This is a genomic window from Acidisoma cellulosilyticum (genome assembly GCF_020621385.1).
Classification (GTDB): domain Bacteria; phylum Pseudomonadota; class Alphaproteobacteria; order Acetobacterales; family Acetobacteraceae; genus Acidisoma; species Acidisoma cellulosilyticum.
Genome location: NZ_JAESVA010000002.1, coordinates 671,452 through 697,078, shown reverse-complemented (window position 1 = coordinate 697,078; position 25,627 = coordinate 671,452). Strand labels below are relative to the sequence as shown.

At 60.2% G+C, this 25,627-nt stretch carries 37 protein-coding genes; 3 read left to right on the top strand and 34 right to left on the bottom strand.

The genetic code is table 11. The features are described from left to right. Position 1 precedes the first annotated feature (1 nt). The 23 genes from ACELLULO517_RS07805 to ACELLULO517_RS07695 form a co-directional block, all read right to left on the bottom strand. Positions 2–715 carry a phage adaptor protein gene (locus ACELLULO517_RS07805; protein WP_227306737.1) on the bottom strand — a complete coding sequence of 238 codons (714 nt, stop codon included), beginning with the start codon at positions 713–715 and terminating at the stop codon, positions 2–4. A gap of 3 nt (positions 716–718) precedes the next feature. Next, entirely contained in the window at positions 719–1,813 is a 1,095-nt protein-coding gene (locus ACELLULO517_RS07800; protein ID WP_227306736.1) for a tail fiber protein, read from the bottom strand. Between the two features lie 5 nt (positions 1,814–1,818). After that, the gene (locus ACELLULO517_RS07795; RefSeq protein WP_227306735.1) at positions 1,819–2,367 is read right to left on the bottom strand and encodes a hypothetical protein; all 549 of its coding nucleotides are present in this window, start codon (positions 2,365–2,367) and stop codon (positions 1,819–1,821) included. Positions 2,368–2,371: 4 nt separating this feature from the next. After that, entirely contained in the window at positions 2,372–3,082 is a 711-nt protein-coding gene (locus ACELLULO517_RS07790) for a hypothetical protein (RefSeq protein ID WP_227306734.1), read from the bottom strand. Between the two features lie 15 nt (positions 3,083–3,097). Beyond that, positions 3,098–3,439 carry a hypothetical protein gene (locus ACELLULO517_RS07785; protein ID WP_227306733.1) on the bottom strand — a complete coding sequence of 114 codons (342 nt, stop codon included), beginning with the start codon at positions 3,437–3,439 and terminating at the stop codon, positions 3,098–3,100. Between the two features lie 72 nt (positions 3,440–3,511). Beyond that, positions 3,512–3,877, bottom strand: coding sequence for a hypothetical protein (locus ACELLULO517_RS07780; protein WP_227306732.1), 366 nt, complete (start codon positions 3,875–3,877; stop codon positions 3,512–3,514). Positions 3,878–3,906: 29 nt separating this feature from the next. After that, complete coding sequence (locus ACELLULO517_RS07775; protein WP_227306731.1) at positions 3,907–4,350, bottom strand: hypothetical protein; 444 nt, start codon at positions 4,348–4,350, stop codon at positions 3,907–3,909. A gap of 21 nt (positions 4,351–4,371) precedes the next feature. Next, positions 4,372–5,286: a hypothetical protein gene (locus ACELLULO517_RS07770; RefSeq protein ID WP_227306730.1), complete on the bottom strand. Its 915-nt coding sequence runs from the start codon at positions 5,284–5,286 to the stop codon at positions 4,372–4,374. A gap of 14 nt (positions 5,287–5,300) precedes the next feature. Beyond that, positions 5,301–5,894 carry a hypothetical protein gene (locus ACELLULO517_RS07765; protein WP_227306729.1) on the bottom strand — a complete coding sequence of 198 codons (594 nt, stop codon included), beginning with the start codon at positions 5,892–5,894 and terminating at the stop codon, positions 5,301–5,303. 111 nt (positions 5,895–6,005) lie between these two features. Next, on the bottom strand, positions 6,006–6,503 hold the full coding sequence (locus tag ACELLULO517_RS07760) for a hypothetical protein (protein WP_227306728.1): 498 nt from the start codon (positions 6,501–6,503) through the stop codon (positions 6,006–6,008). Between the two features lie 10 nt (positions 6,504–6,513). Then, positions 6,514–7,479, bottom strand: a complete 966-nt coding sequence (locus ACELLULO517_RS07755) for a hypothetical protein (protein WP_227306727.1) — start codon at positions 7,477–7,479, stop codon at positions 6,514–6,516. Between the two features lie 11 nt (positions 7,480–7,490). Continuing rightward, a complete protein-coding gene (locus tag ACELLULO517_RS07750; RefSeq protein ID WP_227306726.1) occupies positions 7,491–7,913 on the bottom strand; it encodes a hypothetical protein in 423 nt (140 codons plus the stop codon). A 9-nt stretch (positions 7,914–7,922) separates the two neighbouring features. Continuing rightward, the gene (locus ACELLULO517_RS07745) at positions 7,923–8,150 is read right to left on the bottom strand and encodes a hypothetical protein (protein ID WP_227306725.1); all 228 of its coding nucleotides are present in this window, start codon (positions 8,148–8,150) and stop codon (positions 7,923–7,925) included. Further along, positions 8,150–8,356, bottom strand: coding sequence for a hypothetical protein (locus ACELLULO517_RS07740; protein ID WP_227306724.1), 207 nt, complete (start codon positions 8,354–8,356; stop codon positions 8,150–8,152). The genes ACELLULO517_RS07745 and ACELLULO517_RS07740 overlap by 1 nt, the downstream gene beginning before the upstream one ends. Beyond that, the gene (locus ACELLULO517_RS07735) at positions 8,356–8,901 is read right to left on the bottom strand and encodes a hypothetical protein (RefSeq protein WP_227306723.1); all 546 of its coding nucleotides are present in this window, start codon (positions 8,899–8,901) and stop codon (positions 8,356–8,358) included. The genes ACELLULO517_RS07740 and ACELLULO517_RS07735 overlap by 1 nt, the downstream gene beginning before the upstream one ends. Continuing rightward, positions 8,901–11,021, bottom strand: a complete 2,121-nt coding sequence (locus tag ACELLULO517_RS07730; RefSeq protein ID WP_227306722.1) for a portal protein — start codon at positions 11,019–11,021, stop codon at positions 8,901–8,903. Before ACELLULO517_RS07730 ends, ACELLULO517_RS07735 begins: the two co-directional genes overlap by 1 nt. 194 nt (positions 11,022–11,215) lie before the next feature. Then, positions 11,216–12,778, bottom strand: a complete 1,563-nt coding sequence (terL, locus tag ACELLULO517_RS28875; RefSeq protein ID WP_227306721.1) for a phage terminase large subunit — start codon at positions 12,776–12,778, stop codon at positions 11,216–11,218. Positions 12,779–12,850: 72 nt separating this feature from the next. Then, positions 12,851–13,411, bottom strand: coding sequence for a hypothetical protein (locus ACELLULO517_RS07720; protein ID WP_227306720.1), 561 nt, complete (start codon positions 13,409–13,411; stop codon positions 12,851–12,853). Positions 13,412–13,435: 24 nt separating this feature from the next. Further along, a complete protein-coding gene (locus ACELLULO517_RS07715) occupies positions 13,436–13,768 on the bottom strand; it encodes a hypothetical protein (RefSeq protein ID WP_227306719.1) in 333 nt (110 codons plus the stop codon). Next, complete coding sequence (locus tag ACELLULO517_RS07710) at positions 13,755–14,411, bottom strand: terminase small subunit-like protein (RefSeq protein WP_227306718.1); 657 nt, start codon at positions 14,409–14,411, stop codon at positions 13,755–13,757. Before ACELLULO517_RS07710 ends, ACELLULO517_RS07715 begins: the two co-directional genes overlap by 14 nt. Positions 14,412–14,688: 277 nt before the next feature. Beyond that, positions 14,689–16,341, bottom strand: a complete 1,653-nt coding sequence (locus ACELLULO517_RS07705; protein WP_227306717.1) for a hypothetical protein — start codon at positions 16,339–16,341, stop codon at positions 14,689–14,691. Then, positions 16,334–16,909 carry a hypothetical protein gene (locus ACELLULO517_RS07700; RefSeq protein ID WP_227306716.1) on the bottom strand — a complete coding sequence of 192 codons (576 nt, stop codon included), beginning with the start codon at positions 16,907–16,909 and terminating at the stop codon, positions 16,334–16,336. Before ACELLULO517_RS07700 ends, ACELLULO517_RS07705 begins: the two co-directional genes overlap by 8 nt. Before the next feature lie 232 nt (positions 16,910–17,141). Continuing rightward, on the bottom strand, positions 17,142–17,378 hold the full coding sequence (locus tag ACELLULO517_RS07695; RefSeq protein ID WP_227306715.1) for a hypothetical protein: 237 nt from the start codon (positions 17,376–17,378) through the stop codon (positions 17,142–17,144). 300 nt (positions 17,379–17,678) lie between these two features. Here ACELLULO517_RS07695 and ACELLULO517_RS07690 point away from each other — a divergent pair, with 300 nt between their 5' ends. From ACELLULO517_RS07690 to ACELLULO517_RS07680, 3 genes are read left to right on the top strand one after another with little or no spacing between them, the layout of a single operon-like run. Continuing rightward, the gene (locus tag ACELLULO517_RS07690) at positions 17,679–18,020 is read left to right on the top strand and encodes a hypothetical protein (RefSeq protein ID WP_227306714.1); all 342 of its coding nucleotides are present in this window, start codon (positions 17,679–17,681) and stop codon (positions 18,018–18,020) included. Positions 18,021–18,056: 36 nt separating this feature from the next. Next, positions 18,057–18,341, top strand: coding sequence for a hypothetical protein (locus tag ACELLULO517_RS07685; RefSeq protein WP_227306713.1), 285 nt, complete (start codon positions 18,057–18,059; stop codon positions 18,339–18,341). A gap of 1 nt (position 18,342) precedes the next feature. Then, positions 18,343–18,525 (top strand): helix-turn-helix domain-containing protein, encoded by a 183-nt coding sequence (locus tag ACELLULO517_RS07680; RefSeq protein WP_227306712.1) that lies wholly within the window; start codon positions 18,343–18,345, stop codon positions 18,523–18,525. Between the two features lie 523 nt (positions 18,526–19,048). Here the strand turns inward: ACELLULO517_RS07680 and ACELLULO517_RS07675 are convergent. From ACELLULO517_RS07675 to ACELLULO517_RS07625, 11 genes are all read right to left on the bottom strand, one after another. Next, the gene (locus tag ACELLULO517_RS07675; protein ID WP_227306711.1) at positions 19,049–19,384 is read right to left on the bottom strand and encodes a hypothetical protein; all 336 of its coding nucleotides are present in this window, start codon (positions 19,382–19,384) and stop codon (positions 19,049–19,051) included. Then, positions 19,384–19,842, bottom strand: coding sequence for a hypothetical protein (locus tag ACELLULO517_RS07670; protein ID WP_227306710.1), 459 nt, complete (start codon positions 19,840–19,842; stop codon positions 19,384–19,386). The genes ACELLULO517_RS07675 and ACELLULO517_RS07670 overlap by 1 nt, the downstream gene beginning before the upstream one ends. A gap of 131 nt (positions 19,843–19,973) precedes the next feature. Next, positions 19,974–21,230, bottom strand: coding sequence for an AAA family ATPase (locus ACELLULO517_RS07665; protein ID WP_227306709.1), 1,257 nt, complete (start codon positions 21,228–21,230; stop codon positions 19,974–19,976). Beyond that, the gene (locus tag ACELLULO517_RS07660; protein ID WP_227306708.1) at positions 21,214–21,711 is read right to left on the bottom strand and encodes a hypothetical protein; all 498 of its coding nucleotides are present in this window, start codon (positions 21,709–21,711) and stop codon (positions 21,214–21,216) included. The genes ACELLULO517_RS07665 and ACELLULO517_RS07660 overlap by 17 nt, the downstream gene beginning before the upstream one ends. Beyond that, positions 21,708–21,899 (bottom strand): hypothetical protein, encoded by a 192-nt coding sequence (locus ACELLULO517_RS07655; protein ID WP_227306707.1) that lies wholly within the window; start codon positions 21,897–21,899, stop codon positions 21,708–21,710. Before ACELLULO517_RS07655 ends, ACELLULO517_RS07660 begins: the two co-directional genes overlap by 4 nt. After that, positions 21,896–22,360 (bottom strand): RusA family crossover junction endodeoxyribonuclease, encoded by a 465-nt coding sequence (locus ACELLULO517_RS07650; protein ID WP_227306706.1) that lies wholly within the window; start codon positions 22,358–22,360, stop codon positions 21,896–21,898. Before ACELLULO517_RS07650 ends, ACELLULO517_RS07655 begins: the two co-directional genes overlap by 4 nt. Next, complete coding sequence (locus ACELLULO517_RS07645) at positions 22,311–22,808, bottom strand: hypothetical protein (RefSeq protein ID WP_227306705.1); 498 nt, start codon at positions 22,806–22,808, stop codon at positions 22,311–22,313. The genes ACELLULO517_RS07650 and ACELLULO517_RS07645 overlap by 50 nt, the downstream gene beginning before the upstream one ends. A gap of 81 nt (positions 22,809–22,889) precedes the next feature. Beyond that, complete coding sequence (locus ACELLULO517_RS07640; RefSeq protein WP_227306704.1) at positions 22,890–23,720, bottom strand: DUF2303 family protein; 831 nt, start codon at positions 23,718–23,720, stop codon at positions 22,890–22,892. Beyond that, a complete protein-coding gene (locus ACELLULO517_RS07635) occupies positions 23,720–24,055 on the bottom strand; it encodes a hypothetical protein (protein ID WP_227306703.1) in 336 nt (111 codons plus the stop codon). The genes ACELLULO517_RS07640 and ACELLULO517_RS07635 overlap by 1 nt, the downstream gene beginning before the upstream one ends. 42 nt (positions 24,056–24,097) lie before the next feature. Next, complete coding sequence (locus ACELLULO517_RS07630; protein ID WP_227306702.1) at positions 24,098–24,505, bottom strand: GcrA family cell cycle regulator; 408 nt, start codon at positions 24,503–24,505, stop codon at positions 24,098–24,100. 217 nt (positions 24,506–24,722) lie between these two features. Continuing rightward, positions 24,723–25,607: a DNA-methyltransferase gene (locus tag ACELLULO517_RS07625; RefSeq protein ID WP_227306929.1), complete on the bottom strand. Its 885-nt coding sequence runs from the start codon at positions 25,605–25,607 to the stop codon at positions 24,723–24,725. Positions 25,608–25,627: the final 20 nt, after the last annotated feature.

The following is a 25,627-nucleotide window of genomic DNA, read 5'->3' as shown; positions in this document are numbered from 1 at the left end:
ATCAGCCGCGCTGCTTGTCGACTGAGGTTGGATTGATTTGCGACGTCCAGGACGAACTCTGCATCTTTTTGCGGAATTCTTCGGATTTTGCGTATTGCATCAACTCTTTGTATTGCGTCTCCCAAGACGTGGCCATCTTGGGATCGTCGGCCTGAGAACCGAAATTCTTCTGATAGCCGGAAGCAAAAACCATGCTTGCGGCAAGGAAGAGAGCCGGAAGCATTTCTGTCAGCATAGTGGTGGTATTGTCATCAGACAGTGGCGCTGGACGCGAGGTGCCGGTGATCTCGATCCCATAGACGCCATCTGGACAAGGCCCGAGGAGGACCGTGGTTTGGGTCAGCATCGCAAAAAACTGCGGGGTTGCCTGATATGCGACGCCATCAGACGGATAGATCATGTCGATGAAGTCATGCGTCACTGCCTGGCATATCCGGCGCGCGCCGGAGGTTGCGGTTGTGCTTCCAGCCGGTGAGATAATTGCCAAGGTCTCTAAGACGATGAGCGTGGCGGGAAGAGAGACCTGTCGGCTTCCGATCGCCGTGGTGCTTGTCGCATCCCGAAATCGGGTATTGAGGAGATCGAGCTCTTGATAGATGCGGAGCTCGGCATAATCAATAATGTCGGGCAGGATCGTGACGAAGTAGGGGTCTTCCGTCGTCGTCGCCATCAGCGTCACAAGCGCGGTCTGATATCCTGCATAATCGTAAGACATGGATCACTGGCCCGCGTAGATGATCCAGGGGATCAGAATTGCCGGCGGCATATTCTGAGACCCGCCTCCGCCGGTCGAATCGACGCTTATTCCTGTATCGGCCGAGACAATGGTGATCCCTGTCATTGCCGAATTGTTCGTCGCAGTTGCATTGTTAACGGTGATACCCGTTAGGGCGCTTTGGATGGATATTCCGGTAAGAGAACTGCCTGTTGTCCCTGGGCCGCCAGCTGAAGCATTTGCCGCTCCGGCCTGACCCGATCCCGCCGTCCCAACGCTGCCATATGTATGCACGTGGCCGATATCATTGACCCCATGCGTGTGCTCGGGATCGGTCAGGTTGTGGTTATGGGGATTTTGGGTGTGATTATGACCGGGATCAGTGACCGTGTGCGCATGCCCTGGGTCAGTGATGCCATGGGTGTGCGCCTGAAGCAGTTCACTGCCGCCTGAAGTGGCGATTGTCGCGCTACCAAAACCGGAGGCCGATGTCACTCGGCCGGCGCCGGCGTCGGGCCCGAATATGCTGCGCCCGCGGGTGTCAGGGACATTGAAGGTTGTGGAGCCGTCTCCACTTCCGTAGGTTTCTCCAATCGTATTGAACAGATCCAGGTAAGTCGTGCGGCTGACGGCTTGCCCATTGCAAGCCAAATATAGCGGCGGAACACCAAGACCAGCGTTGGGGTTCATGTCACCGAAATTAGCCGGCGGAGAGAGAAACCAAACGCTCGCGCTGTCTGTGAAGACCTGACAGAAATTCATTCCGATGTTCTGATTTCTGCCGCCGCTGGCTGAGGTGGTGATCGATATAGAATACCCATTTCTTGTTGTGGTGTCCTGAAACGAATAACAACTGGCCTTCTGCGGAACCACGACAGTGACCGGACCCGTCAATGATCCCGTCAAAATGATGCGAAAAAACTGCGTCTGAGCCGTCGTCAGTGTGACGGTTCCAGTCGTCACCGGAACGAAAGTCCCACCAGCCAAAAGGGAATCTATGAGCGAGAAATTGCCGTTTACCGAAGGGCCCCACGCATTAACCTGATCCCCAGTATTGGGGATCGTGAAGCCTTTTAGTGGGGTCGTCGGTTCGGCCATGACGATCAGTCCGGAATAAGGATGACCGGACCGCCAAGGGGCGCCCGGAGAATGTACCGATCTTGGGCCTGAGCATTGGTCAGAATGTCAGGTGAAGGACCCAGTCCATCGGCTGTGATGGTGCGCCCCTGGTCGTCGAGGAGCGGGAAAGACAGATTGTCCACCATCACGCCTGTGACAGTGGAATTGGCATTGCTCAACGGCGGCGGCTGGGGCGCGGAACTAGCCGTCAGGAATACGGCATTTGTGTCGGTGATCTCGCGGCCCTGAGTATCGGTCATGATGTATGGCATCTGCCGCGCATAGAGGTCCGGCCGCGGCTGGTAGACCGGCACCGGATCGGGCGGCAGGATGATTGGTCGGAAATGCTCGAAGGGCTTGTCCAGGCACGGCGTGCAGACGCGTCGGTATAGGTTTTGCAGGCGAGTGCCGCGCCAGTCGTGCTGCCATTTCAGGTCGACGAGATTGTACCGGAAACCGCACCTGTCGCAGACGGCCTGGGCCTGCGGGTTCCTGGTGCTGACCCTTGCTCTGCCGTTTTGTCGCCAAGACATCGCATCAGATCCGGTAATAATCGCCCAGTGCCGGCGCGAGCTGCAGCGGCACATTCTCGGCGTTTCTGTTCTTCGCCTTGAGGAAGCTTTTGTCTGCCACCATCATCAGAGCTTGCGCCCGGTCCGGGGCATATGAGACCGCCAGTTCCGCCGCCAGGCGATCGGTGAAGGCCTTCAAGAAGTAGAAGGGCAGGCCGAGCGTCGCGGCATTGGCCAAATCGGCATCGGGGAGCTGATTGACGCCATAGAAATGGAAAACCCACTCCCCCTGGCTCGGCGGCTGCCAGAGGGTCACAGTTGGCTCGATGAGTCGGTCGAACCAATAGACGGTCGGCTGCCCGACTGTGACCTTATCTGGAAACGAGATGTATTCGGTGCGGCTGACCGGCGTCATGAAGAAATCGTATTGGGTGGGCTGCCCACTGTTCATGCGCAGGAAGGCATCGAGGATCAGGACCGTGTCAGGATTGACCACATAAGAGGTCTGGCCCGGAACGCACTGGATGGTCTGTTCCTGAACGCTCCAGAGGTTCGGCTGCTCGTTGTCCCAGTCTGACTGGATGAGGTTCGCGGCCATACGAGCGTCGGCATAATGCTCGGCCGTCAGCGCTGTGCGACGGATACCGCAGCGGGAAAACGCATAGAGGACAGATTCGCCAAGCGACGGGTTGAACGCCGTCGTGCCGGTTGGTTGCCCGAGCCCAGATCCTGACATGCTCAAGCGCCTCGGCTAGTTGATCGACATCGGTTGGATGATGTTGATCTTGACGCCAGCACCCGTAACCGTAGCGACCACGAGACGCAGTGCTTGGCGCGGGGCCGTGATAACACCATTGGCGGAAGCGGTGGTGCCAGCCGCCTGCACCACATCCCACACAGGGTTCGGAGACACCTGAACGCCATATCCGACACCCACCGTGAAGTCGATCGCGTCGGTCGTCGCATCGAGCTCATAGGAACCGGTGCCTAGCACCTGGACTTCCCATGCGACGTTGAGCGGATTGATCATGTAGTCGAGCGCGAAAACATAGGTGCCCGTGGCAGTGATGACCCGGGATATCGGATTTGCCATCGGGCGCCCTCAAAAGGTGATTTCGCGATGAGAGTTACTGGGGCGCCTTGGAGCGCCCCAGCCATCAGACGGTCAACCGCCGGAGCGGGAGTCTTCGGAGCCGCCGACGCGGTCCTTCGTGCGGGATGCAGTGGTCAGCGGGCTGCTGTCCGATCCCACACCGCCGCCGCGCTTGCGGCCAGGGCGGTCAAGACGCTTCTTCGCAGCCATGCCTTCCATATTCTCGGTGCGGCCGCCGCGCTTGCGCTCATGGCGCTCGTGACGACTTTTCGTGACGTTGCCGCCGCGCTTGCGCATCTCGCCCTTGGACTCTTTCTCGACATTCGAGCCCTTGCCGGCATAGGTCTCGGACGTGTCCTTGTCCTCTGCCTTGTCGCCTTCCTTGGCATCCCAGTCCGCGTCGGAAACTTTGCCGCCTTCCTTGCGCTGCTTGGTCATGTCCTGCTCCTGTCGGCTGACGTCAGCGATTACTGCGCAGCCTGGATATACTCGATGGTGACGATGGTGGTGCCGGCCGTGGCCGCCGTGCCGACTGGCGTGACAGTCACGTCGACGGTGGTGTTGACCCCGATGTTGGACATCGCGAGCAATTCCGCCGCCGTATAGGAGATTGCGGCGCGCGCGGCCGTTGCTACGCTGACGCCACCGACATACTGCGATCCTGCCGCAGCCGTGCCGATGGTCAGCGTATCGCTCGTGCCCGAATTCCAGGCCGTGACGGTGTCGACATTGAACCCGACGATCTGCGAATTGGCAGGCAGCACGAACGCGGCGGTGACCGCCGTCGTGCCGTTCTGCGTCAACGTCAAAGTCTGCGTCAGAAGGACGGAACCGATATTCGCGGCTCCGGTCTGATCGGCATCCTTCTTGGTGCCGGCCTGAACTGGACCGGAGAAGTGAGTTGCGGCCATTTGACGGGTCCCCTCTCGGTCTCAGTTCGTCGGGAAGCTGCCATAGAGCGACCGGGGATTGTATCCGCCGAAGCTATACCGCTCGTAGCCCTTCACCATCAGATTGTCGGTGACGAAATCGACCTGCATGTCCGTCTCGAAGGGAATGCGCTGCAGATACAGGATGCCCTTGATGTCGGTCAGCAGGAACCACGCATACGGCGACGTGAGGAACGGGTTCACGACATACCCTTCAGGGATGCCGCCAGCCGTGCCCGGGATCGCATTCACGTCATTATCTGCCGTGCCGGGCCGCAGCTCGGTCTTCAGCAGACGGATCATCACGGGCTCCAGCGCCGGCGGGATAATCGCTTTGCGTGCGCGAGCCCATACCAGCAGCCCGGCCTGATCCTTGATGGTCGAAGAAATCTGCACCTGGGCATTGAGCAGCGTGCTCTCGTTCAGGTCGACAGCGGTGGCCGGCGCATTGGCATAGGTGCCACCGTCGATCGGATGCGCGGTCGAGCAGAACGGCTGGCCGTCACCACCGAGATAGGCATTCGTGACATTGGCGGTGTTCAGGAAATTCGCGCCGTAAATTTCCTTGGTCTGATTGAAGCTCTCGATCAGACCAAGATTCGACGGGTTGAACTGGCGCTTATAGAGGTTGTCGTCGATCGCCTTACGGGTGATCGCGTAACCCAGGCCAAGCTCCATGTGCTCCTGGTTCCAGACCAGGCGCTCACCTGCGTCGTTGTCGAACGCGGTGGAACCACCTTCCGACTTCAGCTGGGCGAGGCCGAGATACCGCATCTCGGTGGTGCGTTCGAGCGCCATCTCCGACTGGCCGACGTCGAAGATCTTGTCGTAGATCCGCGGGATCATCTGGTACTTGCCGACGACGCCGCGCAGACCGGGGAGGAGTTCGTTCTTGATGGCCGAAAGCGAAATGGGCATTTGTCAGCTCCCCCTTACACGCCCGTCAGGACTTTGAAGTCCTGATTGTTGAATGTGACGTAGGCGTAGTTGTACGCCGTGGTCGGGTCGGAGCCGGGGCCGGCCTGCGTGAAGCCGGTTGCGCCGCCATAGCCGATGATGCGGAAGGGCAGCGTTCCGGTGGTGGCGACGGTCGAGAAATCGAGCGAAGCGGCCGACATTCCGGTCAGCGTATTGCCGGTGCCGATCGCGAAATTCGCGTTCTGTCCGACATCGGCGAGAACGACGGGACCACCATTTGCCTGGACGGCGAAAACGGCATTCGGATCGTCAATGATATAGGCTTCGACATCTCCATTCGCATCAGCGCCGGGATAGTAGTTGTTCCAGACAGTGCGGCCCATCGACTTCGACAGGTAGCGGCATCCGACGAAGATGCCCGCGATCTGGGTGGTGCCGGGCGCGGCCTGCTGGATATAGCCGCTGGACTGGCTGGTGACCGGATCGCCATGAAAAATGGCGGTCGTATTGGTCGAGAGAATCTTGCGCACAGATTGCGCGCAGTTCGGTGCCACACCGGTGAGCTCACGAAACCACCGGAAACCGAACGGGGCGAGAATATTCGCCACGGGTTCAATTCCTATCCTGTCGCCTCGCTTGCCCGATACGCCGGGGGCGACACGCTATGTTCTGGATAAAGCCCCTGCGACGTGAGGAACTTCGGTTGGTGCGCTCCGGAACTATTCCGGAATGACGCGGACGCTCGCTTTGTCGGACCGTGTCACGGGAGAATAAGCGCGCGAGACCTTCGGGGCCGTGCGAGGCGCTTCATCCCTATTGGACATGCCGAGTCGTTGCTCTTGGTTCTTGACACGTTGTAGGCTGGTGTCAAGGATTTCTTCGTGTGCCTCTTGCGTCAAATACTCAGGACGGCACATCAACACCTGGCCGCCACGGTTAACGTGGCCTTTGTAATCGGCCGGCATCATACCCGGCATCTCGGATGCCAGAACCGGCTTCCAATGGTTCGCCGCCAGTTCAACCTGATGCTCCATCTGTTCCATGCCCGTCACGGTGGCGGTTTTCCACTCGTAAGACATGTCAGGCTGCTTCAGATCATCAGGCACATGATACTTGTCCGTGTGCAGGCCGCGGCGGCGGGTGAGACGCGCCGGCTCTTCGCGCAGATTTTCGCGCGCATCGTCCTGACGCATTTCAGAGCGGGGAGAAACTGCCATGATGGATTCCTCAGTGGATCGGGCTGACGGAGCCATCCGAGAGGCCCTCGTTGTAATTTTTTAGCCATTCCGCATCCGTCAAACCTGCCTCGCGAGCAAGTTGCTGATGCTTCGGCGTCATGTCGCGGATGTCAGCCTTTTGCGCCTGACGGCTGCCGGCCGTACCCGAGCGAGAGGGTGGCGCGGCCAGATTTCGGCGCACCGGCTGCTGCTGACTGCTGCTATTGCCGCCGTGGGTCTGACCATTTTGGCCTTGATCGCCGGCGGCTTGTTTGAAGCCGAGCTTGGTGTCCAGAAAGTCGAAATATCCGTCGCTATCCGAGACAAAATCGTTCGCGATCGCCTCATGGTGCGCGGCGACGGCAAGGTTGGTCATGCGTTGATCGCGCAGAAGATCGGGGTGCTGCCTGATCCAATCGCGTGTTCGCGGCGTGTAGCGTGCCAGCTGCGCTTCGAACGGATCGCCGTGCTGCTGGTTTTGCGTCGGGCCATTGCGAATGGCCTGCTCAAGCTGACCTTTGCCGACCTCAATCTGCACTTTCCGGGCCGCAGCCTCGGACATCTTCTGTTGCAGATCAGCGACCTGCGTATAATCGCCGGCAGCCATCGCTGCAGCATAGCTGTTTCGGAGATTCGCCAGCAGCGCTTCCTGGCCCTCCAAGGCGCGTGAAACGGCCGTGAGATTGGCCTGTTGAACTGACTGCTCGCTGGTCGCCACCGCCGCACGATGACGCCCAGCCTCTTCTTCAGCGCGGCGCTGTCCTTGCTCGGCATTCTGCCGCTGGCGCTTCTCGTCGTCGAGTTGCCGCTTCAGATCCTCGAACGCGACGTCATTGTCATCGCGGCCGGCCTTTTGCGCTTGGCCACCACCGAGCGCCTCACTGTGCGCGCCAGCGGCTGGCGCCTGCCCGAGCGCTTCGCCATCGGCATCGATCTTGCCATCACGCTCGCGGTCAAACTGTCCTTCGAAGGCCATTGCCGATCTCCTCAGTACACGTCGTCAGGAGAGGAGATGCGAAGCCGCACATGCACATCTTCCATCATGCGGCACTTGACCTGTTCCTTCGGACCATTGACCGCCAAAGGCCAAGCATCCTGGACCCGAAAGACGATCCAGTCGCCGATCTCGACGGTCTGCCCTTGGAAGTCGTTGCGGGCATCATTCTCGAACGCGAGAGGACCCTTTTTGACGACCAAGCCGACCTTGCCTTGATACTGATCTTCCTGCCGCGTCTTGTCGGGAAGAAATAGACCAGCTGCCGTCTTCTCGGGCCGCTCATAAAGCGCGACGAGGATCTGGTTGTTGAAGATCTCGATCTCCGAGATATCGCCCAGTTGGCTCGTAAGCTTTTCGCGAGGATCATCCTCATGCGACATGCGCAGGACGCCTCTATTCGATACAGATGACATGGTATCCCTTCACTGGCTTTGGGGTGAATGAGCGGCAACCGTCTCTTTTTCTGCTTCTTCGAGAAGCTTCACGGCGAGACGGAGACCGAGGACTGTGCCGACGCGTTGCGCATGTTCGTGCGGCGCTTCGCTCGCCTTAGCGATGCCGGCTTCTTTAAGCTTTTCGATTTCCTGGATGATCTTCCGGGCGAGAACGCGCGCCGGGCGGGTGTGGAACTTGTCCGGGTCGACTAGCATCAGTCTGAATTCAGCTGCTTGACGTAATGCGCACGCAACGCCTCTTCACGCTGGCTCACATAGTCATCGAGACGTTTGAAGACGGCGCAAAGAGAATCGTCGAAGGCTTTATCTCCGCTCTTATTGACCAGAGGCTTCATATCTTCTCGCACATGAAATATGACGCGCCTGGCTTCCTCGGCACTATCGTCAAGCTCGTTGCTCATCAGGTACGCGCGCCGTAGCGCCGCGCCTTTTCCAGGCGACCCAACCCGGAGCCAGCACCAGCATCATAATCGGCCTTTTCTGCCCGACCGCCGCGCTTGCGCGGCATCATCGCGCCAGGAGGCGGTCCGCCCGGCATAGGGCCAGCACCACCCATCGGCGGCGCACCCGTACCGGGCGGCATGCCCTGCGGCGGCATCGGCGGACGCGGGGGTATTGCCGCTGTCGGCGGCATGGCGGACGGCATGCTCCCCATCGGCGCGCCGCCGGGCTGCTGGCCCTTGTCGGCGATGATGATATTGACCTCGGTGCCTTTGGACTTGGCGGCGCCACCCTTCTTGTAGCCGGCGCGGTCCAGCCGTTTCTTGGCCGCTCGGCCCTCGAACTTGGTGAGCTCGCCGCCATGCTCGTGCTCTTCGTGGCGATGGACGGCCTTCGCCGCCTCCTTGTCTGCCACTCGCTTCATATCGGCACCACCGCCGCAGGCCTTTCGAATGCGATCGACCCGGCGGGCAGCATGCTCTTTCGCTTCGGCTTTGTAGCTCATCAGAACTGGCCTCCTTGGCCTGCAGGCGGCTCGCTCGCGGCCGCATCCATTTGCGCCCGGACCTCGGCAGTCTTGTGCAGACCCCCGATGCCGTCTGTTGCGAGTTCGGCCCCAAGCCGCATCCTATCTGTCTGCATGTGCTGCGCCTCGATGCGCTCTTCCGAAGCGCGATCGGCCGCCGCTTCTTGGGCGCGCATTTGGGTCTCTTGCAGCTTCGTGGCATTCGCCTGCTCAGCGATCTGAGCCTTCTGCTGCAACTCTTGCTGCTTGAGTTGCAGGGTCAGCAGCGCCGGATTGGGCGGCGGCGGCCCAGGCTTGGCAAAGAACTGCTGGGGATTTGAGAAACCAAGCATCCGCAGGATATGCGAATCAATAGCGTTCATGTCGTACCCTGACGGGTTCATCTGCGCGAGCGTCTTCAGCGCCTGCGCCTTCATCAGGCGATGGGTTCGCGTCGGGTCATTGGGGTCTGAAACCGGCGCGAGTTCAAAGGTATCAAGCGCCTGGATGAAGGTTTCCTTGTCCCACTCGTAAATGCCGCGCTGGCCATGCTGCCAGAATGCCTCGGGGTCCTCGCGGAAGAGATCCACCAGCATCTGAAATTCTTCAGCCTGGGCCGCGTGCAGCCGCTTGTGGACCGCCGACATCGGCTTGGTCGCCTGATCCAAAATGGCCATGATGGTGCCAACCGGCATATTCGCCTGGCTCTGGCCGACCGGAAGCTCCGCGGATCCGGCAAGCTCCTTCGATGAGGAGCCGAGCGCCTGCACAAGCTGCATCAGGACGGGAGAGGGCTCCTTATAGGGCAGCGCCATGACCTGTTCATTGATATTTCCACCACCGGTCTCGATCTTGACGCCGGTGCCAGGCGCCACCCGGATATCCATGGTCGTCTGGCGCGATGCATTCTCGCCATAGAGGAAACCAGGAAAGCAGGCGAACATGCCGGCGTCGAGCAGCTCTCTCGTCGCCGCGGTCATGGCCTTTGACGTATTGCCCAGCAGATGGAGCAGGCCGATCCCATAGATGCCGATGGCGTCGATGTAGGGATAGCGGACATACATCTTCTTGGCGATGTAGAGATCATCATCCTCGCGCCAGTTCCGGCGCACTTCGAGGATCTGCGACGAATCTTTGTCCAGCGTCACCCGGTAGGGAAGCGGCATGTCGTCCGGACCCTCTCCAAGGTCCAGTTCACAGCAGGTCTCGAAGATGGTGCGGTTCTGGTCGTGCGGCTGCTGGGAGACTGGATCGACACCCTCGATCTGGGCCTGCCGCTCCTGCACCTGGCTTGCCATATAATTGGCCTGTCCAAGCGGGATATCCCGATAGGCGCCCACCAGTTGCATGCGCTTGACCATCGATTCCCGCATCGGAATGCGGTGGGTCACACGGCGTGCATTGGCGAGATCGGTCGCTCCAGCATTCACGATCAGATCGGCGGCATCGACGCTTTCCGACACCGGACGGCGCCGTAGCGGGCAGTTGAAGATCTTCTTGAAGCCCGAGCCGCCGAACGCCGTATAGAACAGCATCCGGTCGGTATCCGGGTAATATTCCGTCGCCACCCGCGTCAGGTAGGTGTTCATGTCCTTTTCAAGGGCATCGGCAATTTCGTCACGCTCGCCGGTGCCATAGGTGCTCTCGTCGATCACCCGCACCGGCCCGTCGGACGGTAGCAACTCGCCGCGCGCCGTAGCCTGGGCCTTCAGAACTTCCCCGAGCAACAGGGGCGAGACGACCTTGCTCATACCTTCGAGGGGAGCGCCGCCTGTGGCCGCGCTGCTGCCAGGCGCCTGAATTTCGAGCCCAAGTAGCGATAAACCCTCGTTGCGCGTATCCAGCCAGCCCGTCCGGCTGCGATCATCGGCGTCGATATCGGTCAGCAACTCGTTGGCAACACGCTGCAGCATGCCGTGATTAAGCGTCTCGGCTAGGTTTTCGCCGAAATCTGACGAACTATCGGAGCCATCGTCTTCCTCGGGGCCGATATTAATTTCGACATCCCCGTCATTCGAAACGAGCGTCAGCCCGCCAGCGCGGCGGACCTCCGGCTTAACGCTGCCAGCATCGCCTTGAATGTCGATGACGGGGACCAGATCCCCAAGGCTTGCGCTCATAAATCAGCCCTTGCGAATTGCGCTTTGACCGCCATTCCCGCCCATTTTTCACCGACACTGGGTTTGCGCATGCCGACCTCCTGAGATGAGGCGCGTCTCCTGAAGGCGACAGGATGGGCGCCCGTAGGGGAGAGATCGGCTAGCGTGGCGGCCCTTCGAAGCCGGGCGCTGTCGGCTTTTGGATGTGTCAGCCCCTACACCGGGTAGAGCGGTTCGCTCTTACTTCTATGCGCCATATCGCTTTCTGCTGCCCGAGAATGCTCAACCTTGCTGAGTGCAAAGCCAATGTCTCGTAAGTGCCGGAGCGCCATGGAGGTCGAGTCCGTAATATCGTCGTGCGCTGCACGCGGGAAGTTCGCGATCTCATCGATCGCCATCTCCGCCCATTCGCGCCAATTAGTGTTGCCGGCCGGGTCGATGGTGACAGGGGCATAGACCAGCCCCTCAGAAAACAGATGCTGCACCGACAGCAGGCGCGCCATCTTGTCACCATAGCGACGGGGGTCGAACATCGTGATCCCGAACTTATGGCCGCTGGACTTGATGGCTTTCCGAATTTCTTGCTGCGCCACCCAGCCATTGGCCTTGTCTTCGATGACCAAGCGATCGACCCGAAGCGCCTTGCAGGTATTCACCGTGCGGGTAACGATCTCAGCCAAGGTAGCGCGCTCCTTCCATGCGTTGAGCATGAGAAGCTTCGGCGTCTCCGTGTCGGGATCTAACCACACCGCCCAGACGGTGAGCGCATAATAGTCGTTCTCTTCCTTTTCTTTGATCGCCGTGTCCAGGCTGGCGACGACAAATTCAACCGGCGGCGACTCTCGATGTGGCCACTCCTGCCACCAGTCGCGCTGGATGATGCCGCCGCCTCGCGGTACCGGAGACTGCTGCAGCTGGGACGAGACCGCATACGGCCCCATGCGCTCCAACTCTCGCACGGCCGTTTCGGGAAAACGCGCCTCCCAGAGCAACTCCCCCTCTTCAGTGCGCCAGTCGGAAAAACCAATCTCCGTCTCGCAATGTCGGTTCGGATCATAGCGCATCGGAAGCATCAGATGCGTGCAGTCTTCCCAGAACTTCAGAAGCGTCCCGGTAGCGTCTTCCTCGTGCGTCCTCTGTTGAATATTGACGATTGCGGACTTACGAGGATTGTTCAGGCGAGTTGGGACAACTTCGGTAAGCCAGAGATTGGTTGCGTCTCTGATGGCCTTTGACTCTGACTTCTTAGGATTGTTGGCGTCATCTATGATGATGAAATCGCCACGCTCGCCAGTTGTCGTCCCTTCTACCGAAGTGGCGAACTTCCATCCCGTATGATTGGTCTGAATTTTGCCGACGCCGATCTTGGAAAGCTTAACACGATCACCCCAATACCTCTGATATTCTGGCGATGTCATGATTCTCGCGCAGCGTTCGTTGTCGCGCTCCGTCAAATAGACCGAATACGACGCGTTGATGAAACGCATGCTCGGTCTATTGACCGGCCCCCACATCCAGGCAGGCCAGAATACGGAAGTAATGAGGCTCTTAGAACATCCTGGCGGGACATTGATGATAAGCTTGCGAAAATCTCCGTATGTGACTGCTTCTAGATGATCGCAAATGACCTCTAGAACCTTGCCCTCTACGAATTCAGCGGCTGGTTCAACGACATGCCAGAAGTGCTGGACAAACTCATAGAGCGAACGCTCACAGAGGTTTTTGCATGCGCCCAGGAGCGCAGTGCTCGGCACCATCAATTCTGGAAGGATGTCCACGGGGCCTGCTGAGTTTCACCTGCGATCTTGAAGGCAGGTCAACTAGTCTAGAATTTCGTAGTACTTATTTGCCTATTCGTCAACGGGTAACTTCAGCTTCGCTCCGTGGAGAAGCTGTATTGCTTCAACAGCGAGTTTCTCGATTCCATCACGCGCGCCACCGCTGTCTGAACCAAGGTATTTCCTGGCCATGGCCGAGCCATTCATTCCCTCGCAGCACGCATCAATCAGGATGGGGAAACGCCAGGCGCCCACACGGCCTGTGGCTAGACGAACCTTGGTCGACGCGATCAGAACCGTATCTGCCGGCCCATCGGAAGATCCCCGGACGTCCAATTGACCAAGGGTGCTTCCAAGACCGGACCGAGCTATAAAGGACCAATCCTTGACAAAACGCTCGACCGAATCATGCTCCAGGTCGGTGATCTTTCCGCGCTCAAGCAATCGATCGTGCATGGCGATGCGATAGGCGCGGCGGCCGCCGTGGTATTTCTTCACATCGACATCGCCGTGCTGGCTCATCACCGGCACCTGTCGCCGACCATCCGCGGGATCCGCCATCATGGGGCCAAAGTCGCCGACGGCGAATGAGATCGTCGCCAGCTGCGGCTTGGCTGGTGTTCGCTTTGCCATCATAAACCTCGGCCCTTGAATGGGTCAGTTGACGGATGACGTTCCGGGATGGACCGGAAGACACTCATCATCATCCAAGGTGATGGGCGCCGGCTGCGGGCTGGCGATCAGAGGGTTCTTCTCAAGATAGGCCTTGATGTTGCCGACGATGGTGTCAGCGGTCTGCCGTGGGATCGTCACACGCCCGACCACGACGCGGACTGGCTCTCCCTGCTTATCATTGTCGTGGCGCAGGCGCGTCAGAACCAGCGTCAGCATCCCGGCGTTGAACGACACGAAGGGGATATCATCGGCCGTCAGCTCGGGGGCCTTTAGGTCTTCGATATAGCGAGCCTGGGCGGGATCAATCGTCGTCATTGTCTTCATCTCCATGGGGTTCATCTAGCGCAGGCACCTCGCCTGCGCTGTCATGCTCGATGGTCTCGGGTGGTGGTTCGTGCGGGAGAATGACGCCCATCTTTCGGTACAAATAGATGAGCATCTTGAGCTCAGCGGTCGTTAGCTTATCCATCGCCAGAGAGGCGATATCGACGGCCTGGGGATCGGCTGGGTTCCCGTTCCTATCGAGGTGCTGCAAGTCATGGTGGACGCGCTCGCCATATCGAGCCGATCGCTTGCCGGCCACCCACTGCAAGGCCGATGTCTGAACGCGGGCGGCGGCCGCGCTGTCCTTGTCCTTGGCCGTTTTCGATATCTCAATGATTTTGGCTTCGACGATGTCTGCGGATGCATCGCGCGCAAGAAGGTAGTCTTGCTTGAAGCTCGCGTGCCTGCGCATCCATCCATGAATAGTCGACCACGACGGCATGCCAGGCATCGCGATGATCTCGCGGATCGTATGATCTTCGCGGATAAGTCGGCAGAACTCGTCGGCGAATTCCTGGGTGAACTGGTCGACGACCTTCCGCTTGACTGCGGCAGCACGCGTCTTGTTGGCGGCGCGCGGTGTGGGCGCCTTAGCCTTAGCGCGTCCTTCGGTTTTTGCCGGCGACTTAGTCATTGGCCCGGAGCGGGATAATCGCCGAGCCAGATGTATCGGCCATCGGCTTGTCTTTCGAAAGGAGAGAAGGCCGTCGAATCTTTCGACGCAGTGTCAATCCCGAAGACGATCGGCTTATGAGATTTCCGTGGGCACGCCTGATTTTCGCATTCCTTGTTTGCGCCGGGTGGGCAAATGCAACCAACAGGAGCAGGCTCGGCAGATTGGAGAGCGGGGGTGCGAAACTCGCGCGGTCCCGAATGAGAAAAGCCACAGAGAAGGCAAAGACGAGCAGGGCTCACTGCAACGGCTCCTTTCCATTCCAAACCCGCCATAGATCCTCGACGAGCGCCTTGGTCATGACGCGGCAGGCATCCGCATGCTGATGACCAAGGCTCCAACCTTCGCGCTCCCGCGTGTTGACCCGACGCCGTGCATAGACCTCGCCATACGGCCCCTTCGGACCGGCGGCCCGATCATCCTTCTCGGCCGCCCATTGGTGACGGAACATGCTGTCGGTGCAGATCGTCCAAAGCTCGGCCCGGCGTGACGGGCTGTAACCATGGATAGCGGCCTCTTCCGCATTCGTGCGGCGGCCTTGCCGCTGCCCCTCAATGACGGCCAGACCAAGCCGCTTCCAGACGCGCTCTTTGGTCGCATAGAGGGATAGGTCCCCGGTCTCGCCAAGGATGATCGAAAGGCCGAGATCCCCAAAGCCCTTCACCTGCTGCGCCCATGGATAGGCCGGGAGGGCCTTTGCCAAGGTGCGCATGCGCTTCTCGACGTTCTTGCGATGGACATCCCAGGACTCACGTGACTGTGCCGAGAGCAGCACCATGGGCACGCAGGCAGCGAGGGCAAAGGAACCTGGGTCTCCAAGGCCTCTATGGCCGTCGCCGCCTGCTGAGGGGGCAGCTGTATGATGGCTGTCGCGGACAGGACGGCCCCCTTTTTCGATCGCCACCCGGGCGGCGCGCACGCGCTTCCACAGAGCCTTCGAAGCTTCCGCCTCCATATCCGGCGCGTAACCAAGAAACCGCGCCATGAAGGCTTCGATGGACCGGTCCAACCGGCTCTGCGTCTTAATGCACAGCCGGCGCTGCTTCTGCAGCTCGACCAGTTCTCCGACGATCGCGGCGACCGCCGACGAAGACGGTCGCAGCTCGGGCACTGAGCTATTGGTTGGCAAGCTGGATATGGCCCGAGCATTGTCGGCCGGGCTCTCACCCGACCCCTGAGGCATCATTATAACGGGAGACAAAGCTCCATTGGCCTCAGAAACAGGCTGCTGAGGCAGGCTTATACTGGCGAGCAGGCCTCCATCGGCCACAGCATGGGAAGCGGGAAGGGCAGGCCTACTCTGATCATCAGGAATGGAATGGCCCTCCCCGCCGCGGGGCAGGACATCAACGGCGGATGCATCTGTTGCGGCCCCGTCACTAAGCCCGGAAGCGGGCACTATTTCATCGGCAACCGAACGACTCTTGGCCCGCTTCCGGCGGCCCAACGACTCCGCCGGACCGATAGGTGTGGGGCACTCATCTACTGACTGACTTGCAAGTCCCATCGGGAGCGCCCCGTCGAATGCGGCATCATCGCGTTCGATATCATCTGCTTGGGACCGGGCATCGGTATTCAGGCCGCCAAAGGAACCGTGGCCCGATCCCTTCGAACCTGAAGATGCAGGCTCGATCTCTTCGGGAGAGGCATAGACCAATTGGGTTTCAATATATCTACGGCCCCTCCCATCGGTCACCGAATGATCGGCACCGATCTGATCAGGTGGGGAAGCGTCAAGAGATGTAAGATACGCATCTTCGCTTCGGACGCTTCCCCGTTCGAGCTGCGACATGGCGCCGCTCTCGATTTCTGCGGGATGGGGCGTAGTTATTATGGTACTCAGAACCAAATTGGCCCCATCCCGCACACCGCGGATCGCGGTATCAGTCATGGTCATTCGCCTCCGCCAGGCAGCGCTGCGCATCCTCGGCCGAACGGAATTTGCGGATCGGCTGGTCGGTCGGCAAGTTCGCGGTCAGCAGCCGCACGAAGCGAGCGTTGCGCTCGTTCTGAAGCGCCCAGGCATTTGCGACCTTGGGTGTGACATCGCCGACGGGGCGCCCCCCGATCTTGAACGTGTCGAGAAGGCTCTGCGCCGCTACACCGGCAGCAGCAACCATTGCCGCAACAGGCCGCGGCCGCAGAGGCGCCGGCCGGCATTCGGGCTGACGGGGCGGGAGACGGGCGGGTTCAGGCGCCACGCGATGGAACAACGCATTGATGGCAGCGTCCTGAAATGGCGCGAAGAATTCCCACAGCATGTTCGGATCATGACGAATGGCACTCAGCACCATGGTCTTGGCGCGCGTCCTATCGTGCTGGTTGTCGGCGAGACCACGGCGTGCGATGCCCTGCAGCCGCTCACCGAGGCTTTGGGGTTGCGCCGGAGCGGGGACAACAACCGACGGGGTGACCTTGATCGGTGCCGGGGGTTCGGAGAACGCAGCCCGCCCCAGCATATTAGCAGTCAATCGAAAAGGTGGCAGACCATAACTGAGACGAGCGCGATTGACCGAATTGATCTCATGCGACGGGAGCTTCTGCGCATCCGCCCAATCGCGAATTACTGTGATGTCTGCTGCGACGGCTTCCATAGGGATCTCTCGAAACGATGGAGCCACGTAATGACGACAAAACAACGGGGCATTGCAAGGGCCACCGGTTGCGACGAATTCATGTCAGTGAGCGTCATCACTTCGTCGCTCCCGTTTCGCACACCCACCGCTTGAACACCTCGACGCTTGAGCAGGTTTCCATCGGTCGATCAATCAGCGGATGCTGCGTCCAAATCACCCAGACACCGCAGCGATCGATCCGCAGCACCTCGACGGTCTCGGTCTTGTTCGACCATGTCTGGCCGGGTTCCGGATCAGCAATAGGATCCAGCACCCTATAGCCTGCGCCGCGCAGGATGTAGGCCTGGGCCATCAGATCAGTCGGCTCAGTGGGCACCACTGGATCACCCAAAACACCACCTCCACACCCCGATAGCCGCGAGCGCGACGATGATGCTGATGCAGGCGATGACCGGCACCATGATGCTGGTCTCCGGGTCGGGCCCGGGTTCCCTCCCCGGATCCAGACCCGCAGACTTGGAATCGCCAATCATGCCGTCATCGAAAATATTTTATGGCTGTGCCGTATTTTTCCATTGACGAAGTTATGGCTGTGCCATATATCTACGTCACCGAGACGGGATGGCCCGCTCGGGCGGGGCGGAGAGAGACGATGATCATCACAAAAACTAAGAGCGCTTTTATCATCTCCGCTCAGAGCGATTGCGGCCGCATCACTTACAAAGCCCCCTATGCGGTCGTTACGGGTGATGGCAACCTGTCGGTTGATGGGCGCCCCGTCTATCGCGGCAGCTATTTTGGGGCAGACGGCTTTGTGAGCAAAACGGATCGAGTGAGCGGAGAAGACTGGCAAATTTGCTGCGACTTGATGTCGGCCGTTGACGACAGCAATCGCAAGGAGAGCAAAGCCGCCGCCGAGCGCGTGAATGATAAGGACTGGGCGCGCGAGGACGCGGAAGAAGCCGCGCTCAATCGCGTCGGATACTACCGCTAACCCGTCGCAGTTAAAAATCAAACCAGGAGGCGAATAATGACCAACAATGTAGCGGTCGCCGGAACGTGGATCGACGAGAATGGTTTTGTTGCGGAAGATGATCGTCTGCGCCTCACAGAAGACAATGGCCGTTGGTATTGGGAGGGAAGCCAGCCCGTGAAGGCCGAGCGCTATGGTTTGACTGGTGATCTGACTGCTGTGCGCATCGTCAGCGCCGCGACAGCCGCCGATCAAGCGATGGGTCTCGGGGTGGCCTGGGAATTCTCGACGTCCGAAGACGAATGCGCACGCGTTGGCATGATGATCCACGAGATCGCCTGACATGGACGGTCCCACCCTGCGCGCCTGGCGTGAGGCGCGCGGACTTTCGCGCCGGGCCGCATCCGATGTGCTCGGCGTCAACGAGCAAACGCTTGTCGATCTTGAGAGCGGCCGCCGGTCTGGCGCCGTGCTGATGCCGGTGCTGGAGCGACTGACGGCCGCGCTGCAAAGGCTGGGCGAGTAATAAACGTCACTCCGCTGCATGGGCCATCTCCGTCGCGATCCTGGCCCGAGACGACAAGGCGGCTTTACGGGCCGTCAGAGACGCCGCAAGAGCAACCCGCGCCTGCTGTTTGTCGGACAGGCCCGTGATCCAGCTGTAGCCCGGCTGCTGGTCACGCACACAGACCGAGCACGAGCGATGGGGGATCGGGGCGCCGTCAACGGCCTGACAGGCAGAGCAGGCCCATTCGCCATCGGGTGAGCGGGTAGGGGCGCTGTGTGTGTCGACCGCGCTCATCGCCGCGCCTCCCACAACTTGCCTTCGGAGCCGCATTCATCTTGCGAAAAAAGGCGCATGGTGGACGCGTACCACATCTCGCCAGACACTTTGCCCGAAACGAGATCCACGCTCTTGTTGCGAAATGCCAGGAGGTGACCGCAATGCGGCGATACCGGAACTCTCCCAAACCACCCACGCTCCACCCACCGGCAGTCCCGGCAGAGCTTCACGGTGGGGGCGTTCGGCTCGGCGATGGAGCTGAGGGTCATGTCTGCACCCTCCAATCTTCGCCCTCTTGATCCTCAAACCAAGCAACGAGGTCGTGCGCGTCCTCAGGATTTTCGGTCGCATATTTCTTGGCCGCTTTGTAGCAGGCCTCGCAGACCTGCTTGTCGTCACCATCAACTGGTAGCGTGTGCTTCAGGTGCGCCGTGCAGAAATATCCCTCGCACGCCAAATCAAGGTCGCCGTGCATGTCGCCGCAGGCGTACGACAGGCCCCGATCGATCTTCGTCTTGCAGTCGGGATGGTCACAGGTCGCGGGGAAGCCATAGCCGATGGGGCGCCCTTTGCTGTCAGTACCGCAATTGGCCCAGCCCATCAGGAAAGCCTCGTGTAGCCGGACTCGAAAGCCTCGGCAGGGCTCCACGATTTGTAGCCGTCGTCATAAACCACATAGTAGCCGCCGGCCTGCGGGGCATGCTTCAGAACGTACGAGGCGTCGACGGTGAAAGAGGTATATCTACCTTCCTCCGGCATAATGATCGCCGTCCCGTTGCTGTGAAGGGTGATGTCCCTGATCTTCAGCGCCCAGACCTTCTTGTGCGACTGATAGCGGGGCATTTCGCATTCAAGTGTCATTTCAGTTTCCATCTCATCGGGGTTTCGCGGGCCGGTCTCGCGCGCGTTTTGTGTCGGGGCGCAGCGTGGCGCGCGGCGCTGTATCTGGGTCGGCCGCCGATATGACCGACTGCGCCAAATGGTGCGCCATTTCTGCGCCAATTCCTCGGCTTCGGGACAAGGTGTGGTGGAAGGGGTGGATGGGATGCGCCAATTCATGCCGCCAAATAACCCCCTGTAAGGGGGTATTTGGCGCAATGGCGCACCACCCCTCCGACCGCCCCTTCGCCGGGATCAGTTGCGCCAATTCTGCGCCAAATGCGCGCCATAAAGTGCGCCATTTCGAGGGGTTACATTTCGTCATTGGACGGCCTCTTGGAGTTGTCCACGATCACGCCATCGGCAGACTTCCGAGTGTCGGGATTGCGGAAAGTCTCGACCTTTAGCAGGCCACTTTCGAGCCACTTGGCTACCATCTGCTTGGCCTGGCCGTCCTCGACGTCAAGCACGTCGATCAGCACCTGCCCGACCCATCGCGATGCCGCGGCGCCGCGCTTGGTTGGCGCATAGAACATATCCGGCTTGGGGCCCTGCTCAATCCTGTCCAGTGCCGCATTGAGGTCGGCGCCGGTGTGTCGCGCCCAAAGGCTCGGCGGCTGCCACGAAACGATGGCGGCCACGAAATCACCCTTGGGATAGTCGCATGTGGAATTTCCGAGCTCCACACGATCAAGCTCGAACCACTTGGCCTTACCGGCTTTGGGGGCGAGGTTGGCCTTGGCGTCATCGAGACGCACGTATCGGCCACGCTGATCTTCTTTGATGCCGAACGTCTCGGCGTCTTCTGGCGACATGGACGACATGAGCATGCCGACCCGCGCGCTGTCTGTGAGGGCTTTGGCACCCCGGGCGCTGTCGATGTCCGCGACGGCGCCCTTGCGCACATGGTGAACGAGTAGGACGGCGCAGTCGGCAGCGCGCGCCACACGGCGCCAAGCAGCAGCAGCGCGCACCATCTGCGGGTTGCTGTTCTCTTCGAGGGTGTGGCTCTCCGCGAAGGGATCCACGATGATGAGGCCGATCCGGTGAGCCTTCAGCTCCGCGATCAGCACGGCCTCATCAGGATGCACCACCGTGTAACCATCGTCATCTAGGGCCGCCAGAATGACCGTGCGGCTTTCGCCTGAATGCATGAAGAACCGGTTCTCAACATCAGTCTCATCGATCTGATGGCGGATCATCAACGCCGCCAAGCGCCGGTCCAGCTCGTCGATTGGATCTTCGAGATTGAGGCACGCGACGTTGACGCGCTCGAAGATATGCTCACCGAGGAACGAATTGCCGGTGGCGAGGCATAGCCCAACAGCCATGGCATAGGACGACTTGCCGGTCCCACCTGGTGCTACCAACACGCTGACGAACCCCTTGAGCAGGTGCGTGCCGTACAGCCAGCGTCGCGGGGGAATCGTTTTGGGATCAGGCAGTCGGGCGGCCTGCAGCACGAATGCGGGTTGTTCGACATCGTCCGTGACAACCGATAGGCGCGGTCGGCCGCCGGCGGGAGGTGCTCCACCAGGACCCCAGATTGGATCATAGTCTGCGGCCATGTGGCTTCCGTCCCGTAGCTGCCGCGACTGCGATCATGCGCGTGACCTCGATTAAATCGTCGGTCGCGAGATCGATCCCGAAGCGGTCATGTTGGTATTGGTTGACGGACTTGGCGCGTGCCAGGATTTCGAAACCGGGGGCCCGATCGCGGCCCATGGTCCAGACCGCCTTGCGCAGCGCATCGGCAAACAGACGAGCGCGCTCTTTGGCCTCGGGCCATTCCGCGAGATAGGCCGTCCATCCGATGGAGCCGGGATATCCCACGCGTTTGGCGTAGCCGACGCAGCCCAACATCACCTGGCCGGGCGCATCGTTATAGTCGTATGGGCCGATCTGGTAGATTTCTTCGAGCGCCATGACATTAGCGAAGCCGCGCATTTCCTTGCGGATCCAGCGCACTTTCTCGTCTGAGCGCGCATTGGCATGCGGCGGATTGGCCGAGCGCAGCCATGACGGCAGGATTTCCGCCGACTGGCTCACCGCTTCACCACGTTGATGTCGGTGCCCTTGATGAACCGCTTGATCTCAGCCTGCGTCGGCTCGCGCTTTTCCTTGCGGCCGCCGCGACGGGCGTTGCGATCCCATTCCCGGGCCATGGTGCCCTCCATGGCCTTCATGTCGGGCTCGATGACATCAAGGTAGGCTTGCCATTCTGCGTCGGTGATCATGCCTCCCGCACCGTTAGAATGGTCTGCGGCGCTTCGGCATAGAGCTTACGGAGATGGGCCTCCACGATCTGCGCGTCGTCGGACCAAACAATGCCGTTGAGTGCGTCGAAGTGCAGCTTCGCGGTATTGTCCAGATCGGGCTTTCCGGTCGGACGTAAGGCACCGGATAGAGCATCGGCGCGCTTTTTCTTCGACCAGGATTTCGGGACTTCGACATGAACGGTCATCTCAACCAGCAGGTGCCCGGCCATGGGCGGCATCCCGCCGATTACGTCGATGGCACAGGACTTCACCCAAGCCTCGGCATTGACAGTCTTGCTGTCAGTAAAAGTTCTGCCCCCGCCGAAACGCGAAAAGCGCGGCCTACCCTTGCCGCGCGCGTGACCGGGGATGATGATGGTGTACCTGAGCTCAGGTGTCACTGCGGATACCCTCGGCCGCGACGGTTTCTGATGCTGCATTGAGAATGTCGAGCACGCCGCTCTTCTCGCCGGTACGTTGGCGATAGAAATGCACGACCTGCGGATCCTGCCGCAGCTTGGCCAATTGGGACCGGCTTAGACCCTTGATCTGCTCCAGAGCTGCCTCGTGCGTCAGCGGACGCTTGGCGCGCGCACTCTCCTCGACGACGGCGTCGGCCATTGCTGCATGCCAAGGCGGCGTGCGCTCAGTGGTACCGGAGCGCGTGGGCAGGATGCCAGATTCCAGGTCAGCCAACGCCTTGGCACGATCGTCCACCGCCAGCAGGCGCAGCCGCAGTCCGGCCAACGCGAGCCAGGTCAGGGCATGCTGCGGGATATCCTCCATCGAATAGACGGCGCCCTCAATGGTGACGGTGCCGCCCCGGATATCGATCTCCGTTTTGGAACGCGTGCCCACGACGGCTGGGGTGTCGGATGCTTCGGCCATGCTTTTATCCTGCGGAGATGGGAGCGACAGAGAAGCCGGGCGCGGCAAAAGGGGTGCCCGGCTTCCACGGCGGGGAGGGCGTCAGCCGGGCGGCAGGCCGTCCATGACGGAAATGTTCGCGCCACGCTCGATCTTGCCGATGACGTCCTCGACGATCTTTCCCATCATCGTCTCGACGCGCTGCAGCTTGTAACCCATCTGCAGGCGACCTTCCTGGATCCGATAACGGAAGCGGGCGGGCACCGCATAGGACGCCAGGCCGAAGATCGGTGCGATGCCAAGCGTGAAGGTCTCGGGAACTGCAATCGACCCGGCGCCGACCTGGGCCTGAACGTCTTCCATGTGTTGGAACTGAATTTCGCCGGAGCTCAGCCGGACGCCGGATTTGAAATTCACAGTCCTGATCGCCTGAAGCTTGGTCACGATGTCCAGCATCGCGCCACCAGCCGGCTCAGCGATATCATCGAGATTTTCCTCGACGAATTCGGCAAAATCGACTTGGGAAAGGAGCTTGCCGTCAAAGCGTTTCCACTTCTCCCACTGCGGGGTGGGCCGGAAAACGATATGCGCGCGGAAATCTCCGAACCCTGGACCGCTCGGCCCATTGCCGTTGAGGATCGCGACGACGGATGGCTTTTCGGGACTGCGGTCGAAATAGACCGCGATGTTGCCGGCATCGGCATTGTCGGCCAGGACTTGGTTGAAACTGGCGGCATCGAACACGATAACGTTGCCGCGCTTGCGATGGGGATGGCCTCCGGCATTCTCGGTCTCGATCTTCTCGATGCGGCCCTGATCGCTGCCAGCGCCTGGAACAAAGAACCACCGCGTCGTGCCGACGGATTCGATTTGGGTCGAAACGGTGCCTTGGCGCGCGGCGTCAATCACCGCCTGCATATTATCGTATTCCATTAGGCGATTCCCTTATGAGCTGTCGCCACGCTGATCTCGCGCAGTTCCAGCGATTGCTGACGGGGGTCTTGACGCACAAGGTTGTTCTCGGGCGTCGGGAAGAAGACGGATGTGCCGGGCGTCTTCTTGGGCGGCGCGGCCTTGATGTCGCAGGCGACTTCCAGCGCACCGCTGTCGCGGCCCATCGGCTTGACCGTAATCGTCACGGTCAGCTTGCCGCCTTTGCCTTCCTCGGTGACGGCGGCGACAAGTTCCTGCAACGCGTCACTCATTTCATCCAGGGTGACGCCGTTGCGGTGCTCCCTTAGTAAGTCAGTGATCGGACGGGCCGACATTCTGTCTTTCCTCTCAATATGGATTCTGTTTCGGAACAGCGATTACGCAGCCAGATCGGCGCCTTTCGGAACCGATTGGACATACACGCGTGCCAAGTGGGCGCAGCACCAGGACCGGCCTGGAACCGTCGGCGCGTGGCAGAAATTGAGATCGCGAGGGCGCCCCTCAAGCCATTGGCACTTGCCAGCGGCGATGGGCGCGAAATGTGTGGGTGGCGAAATGGCTTCGCCAATGAACTGTACGGGCAGCGGCTTGCGGGTCGTCGCGCGCGGCGCCGACGAGGTGCGGATCGGCGACGGTCGCGCCGGCAGGCCCATGCGATGGATATGGCCGGAGACGGAATTTTTCGTGCGGCCGACGCGGTCCGCAATATCCTGCATTGATGTGCCGGCGGCCCATTCGGTTCGGATTACGGATTCTTCTTCGGCAGACAGCGGATTGCCAATCATGATGCCTTTTCCTTTTTGTTGGTCTCACTCGAAAGCCATGGCCAGCCTGACAGCATCGCGTGCTCAACCCCGCAAAATCCAAGCTCGATCGCTCCATTATCATTGGAGTCGAGAACAAGAATCGTCACACCAGGAGCGCGGCATTGATGACAGGGCATCTCTGCTAGGGAGTGAGGTGTTCCAGCACCAGTCTCAACCTGCATGGCCTGGGCGCGCCTCATGCCGACACCTGCGCGAACATGCCGGCATCATCGTGAATACGGTCGGTCGCGATGGCGGCGTAAGCAGGATTCAACTCGATGAGGATGGCCGAACGGCCGAGACGATCGGCAACCATGCCAGTCGTGCCAGCGCCACCGAAGGGATCGAGCACGACATCAGCCGGCTTGGATCCGGCCTTGATGCAGCGCTCAGCCAAGTCCGGCGCCATCGTAGCAAAATGTGCCCCGCCATAAGGCTGTGTGGCTATGGTCCAGACGCTGCGGGCATTCCTAAAGCCATTATACTCCCAGTATTCGGGTGGCCGGCTATTTACATCCTTGAGCTCACTACGAACGTTGCTCCCCTTCGCAGCGCGGGTACCGGCGGGGACTGCCCCGACTTCCTTGATGGCATCGGCATCGTAGAAATACTGCGCCGACTTGCTCAACAAGAAAACATGCTCGTGCGCGTTCGTCGGACGATCGGAGACGCTCTCGGGCATTGGGTTCGGCTTATGCCAGATGATGTCGGAGCGCAGGTACCAACCATCAGCACGAAGGGCGAACGCAAGCATCCACGGAATGCCGATAAGATCCTTCGGCTTTAGCCCTTCTCCGCCTTTGGCTTTATCGATCCGTGCGGTGAACGTGCGCGAAGCCCGCTGTCCACTTTTGCCCTGGTATCCTCCAGGTGTTCCTGCATAGCTATCGCCTATATTGAGCCAGAGCGTGCCGTCGTCTCGCAGAACCCGCCGGACCTCCCGGAACACCGCGACCATTTCCGCAACATAGGCTTCGGGCGTCACCTCAAGGCCGATCTGTCCATCCATCCCGTAATCTCGCAGGCCGTAGTACGGGGGCGATGTGACGCAGCAGTGTACCGAGGCACTGGGGAGGGCCATCAGAAGCTCGCGGCAGTCGC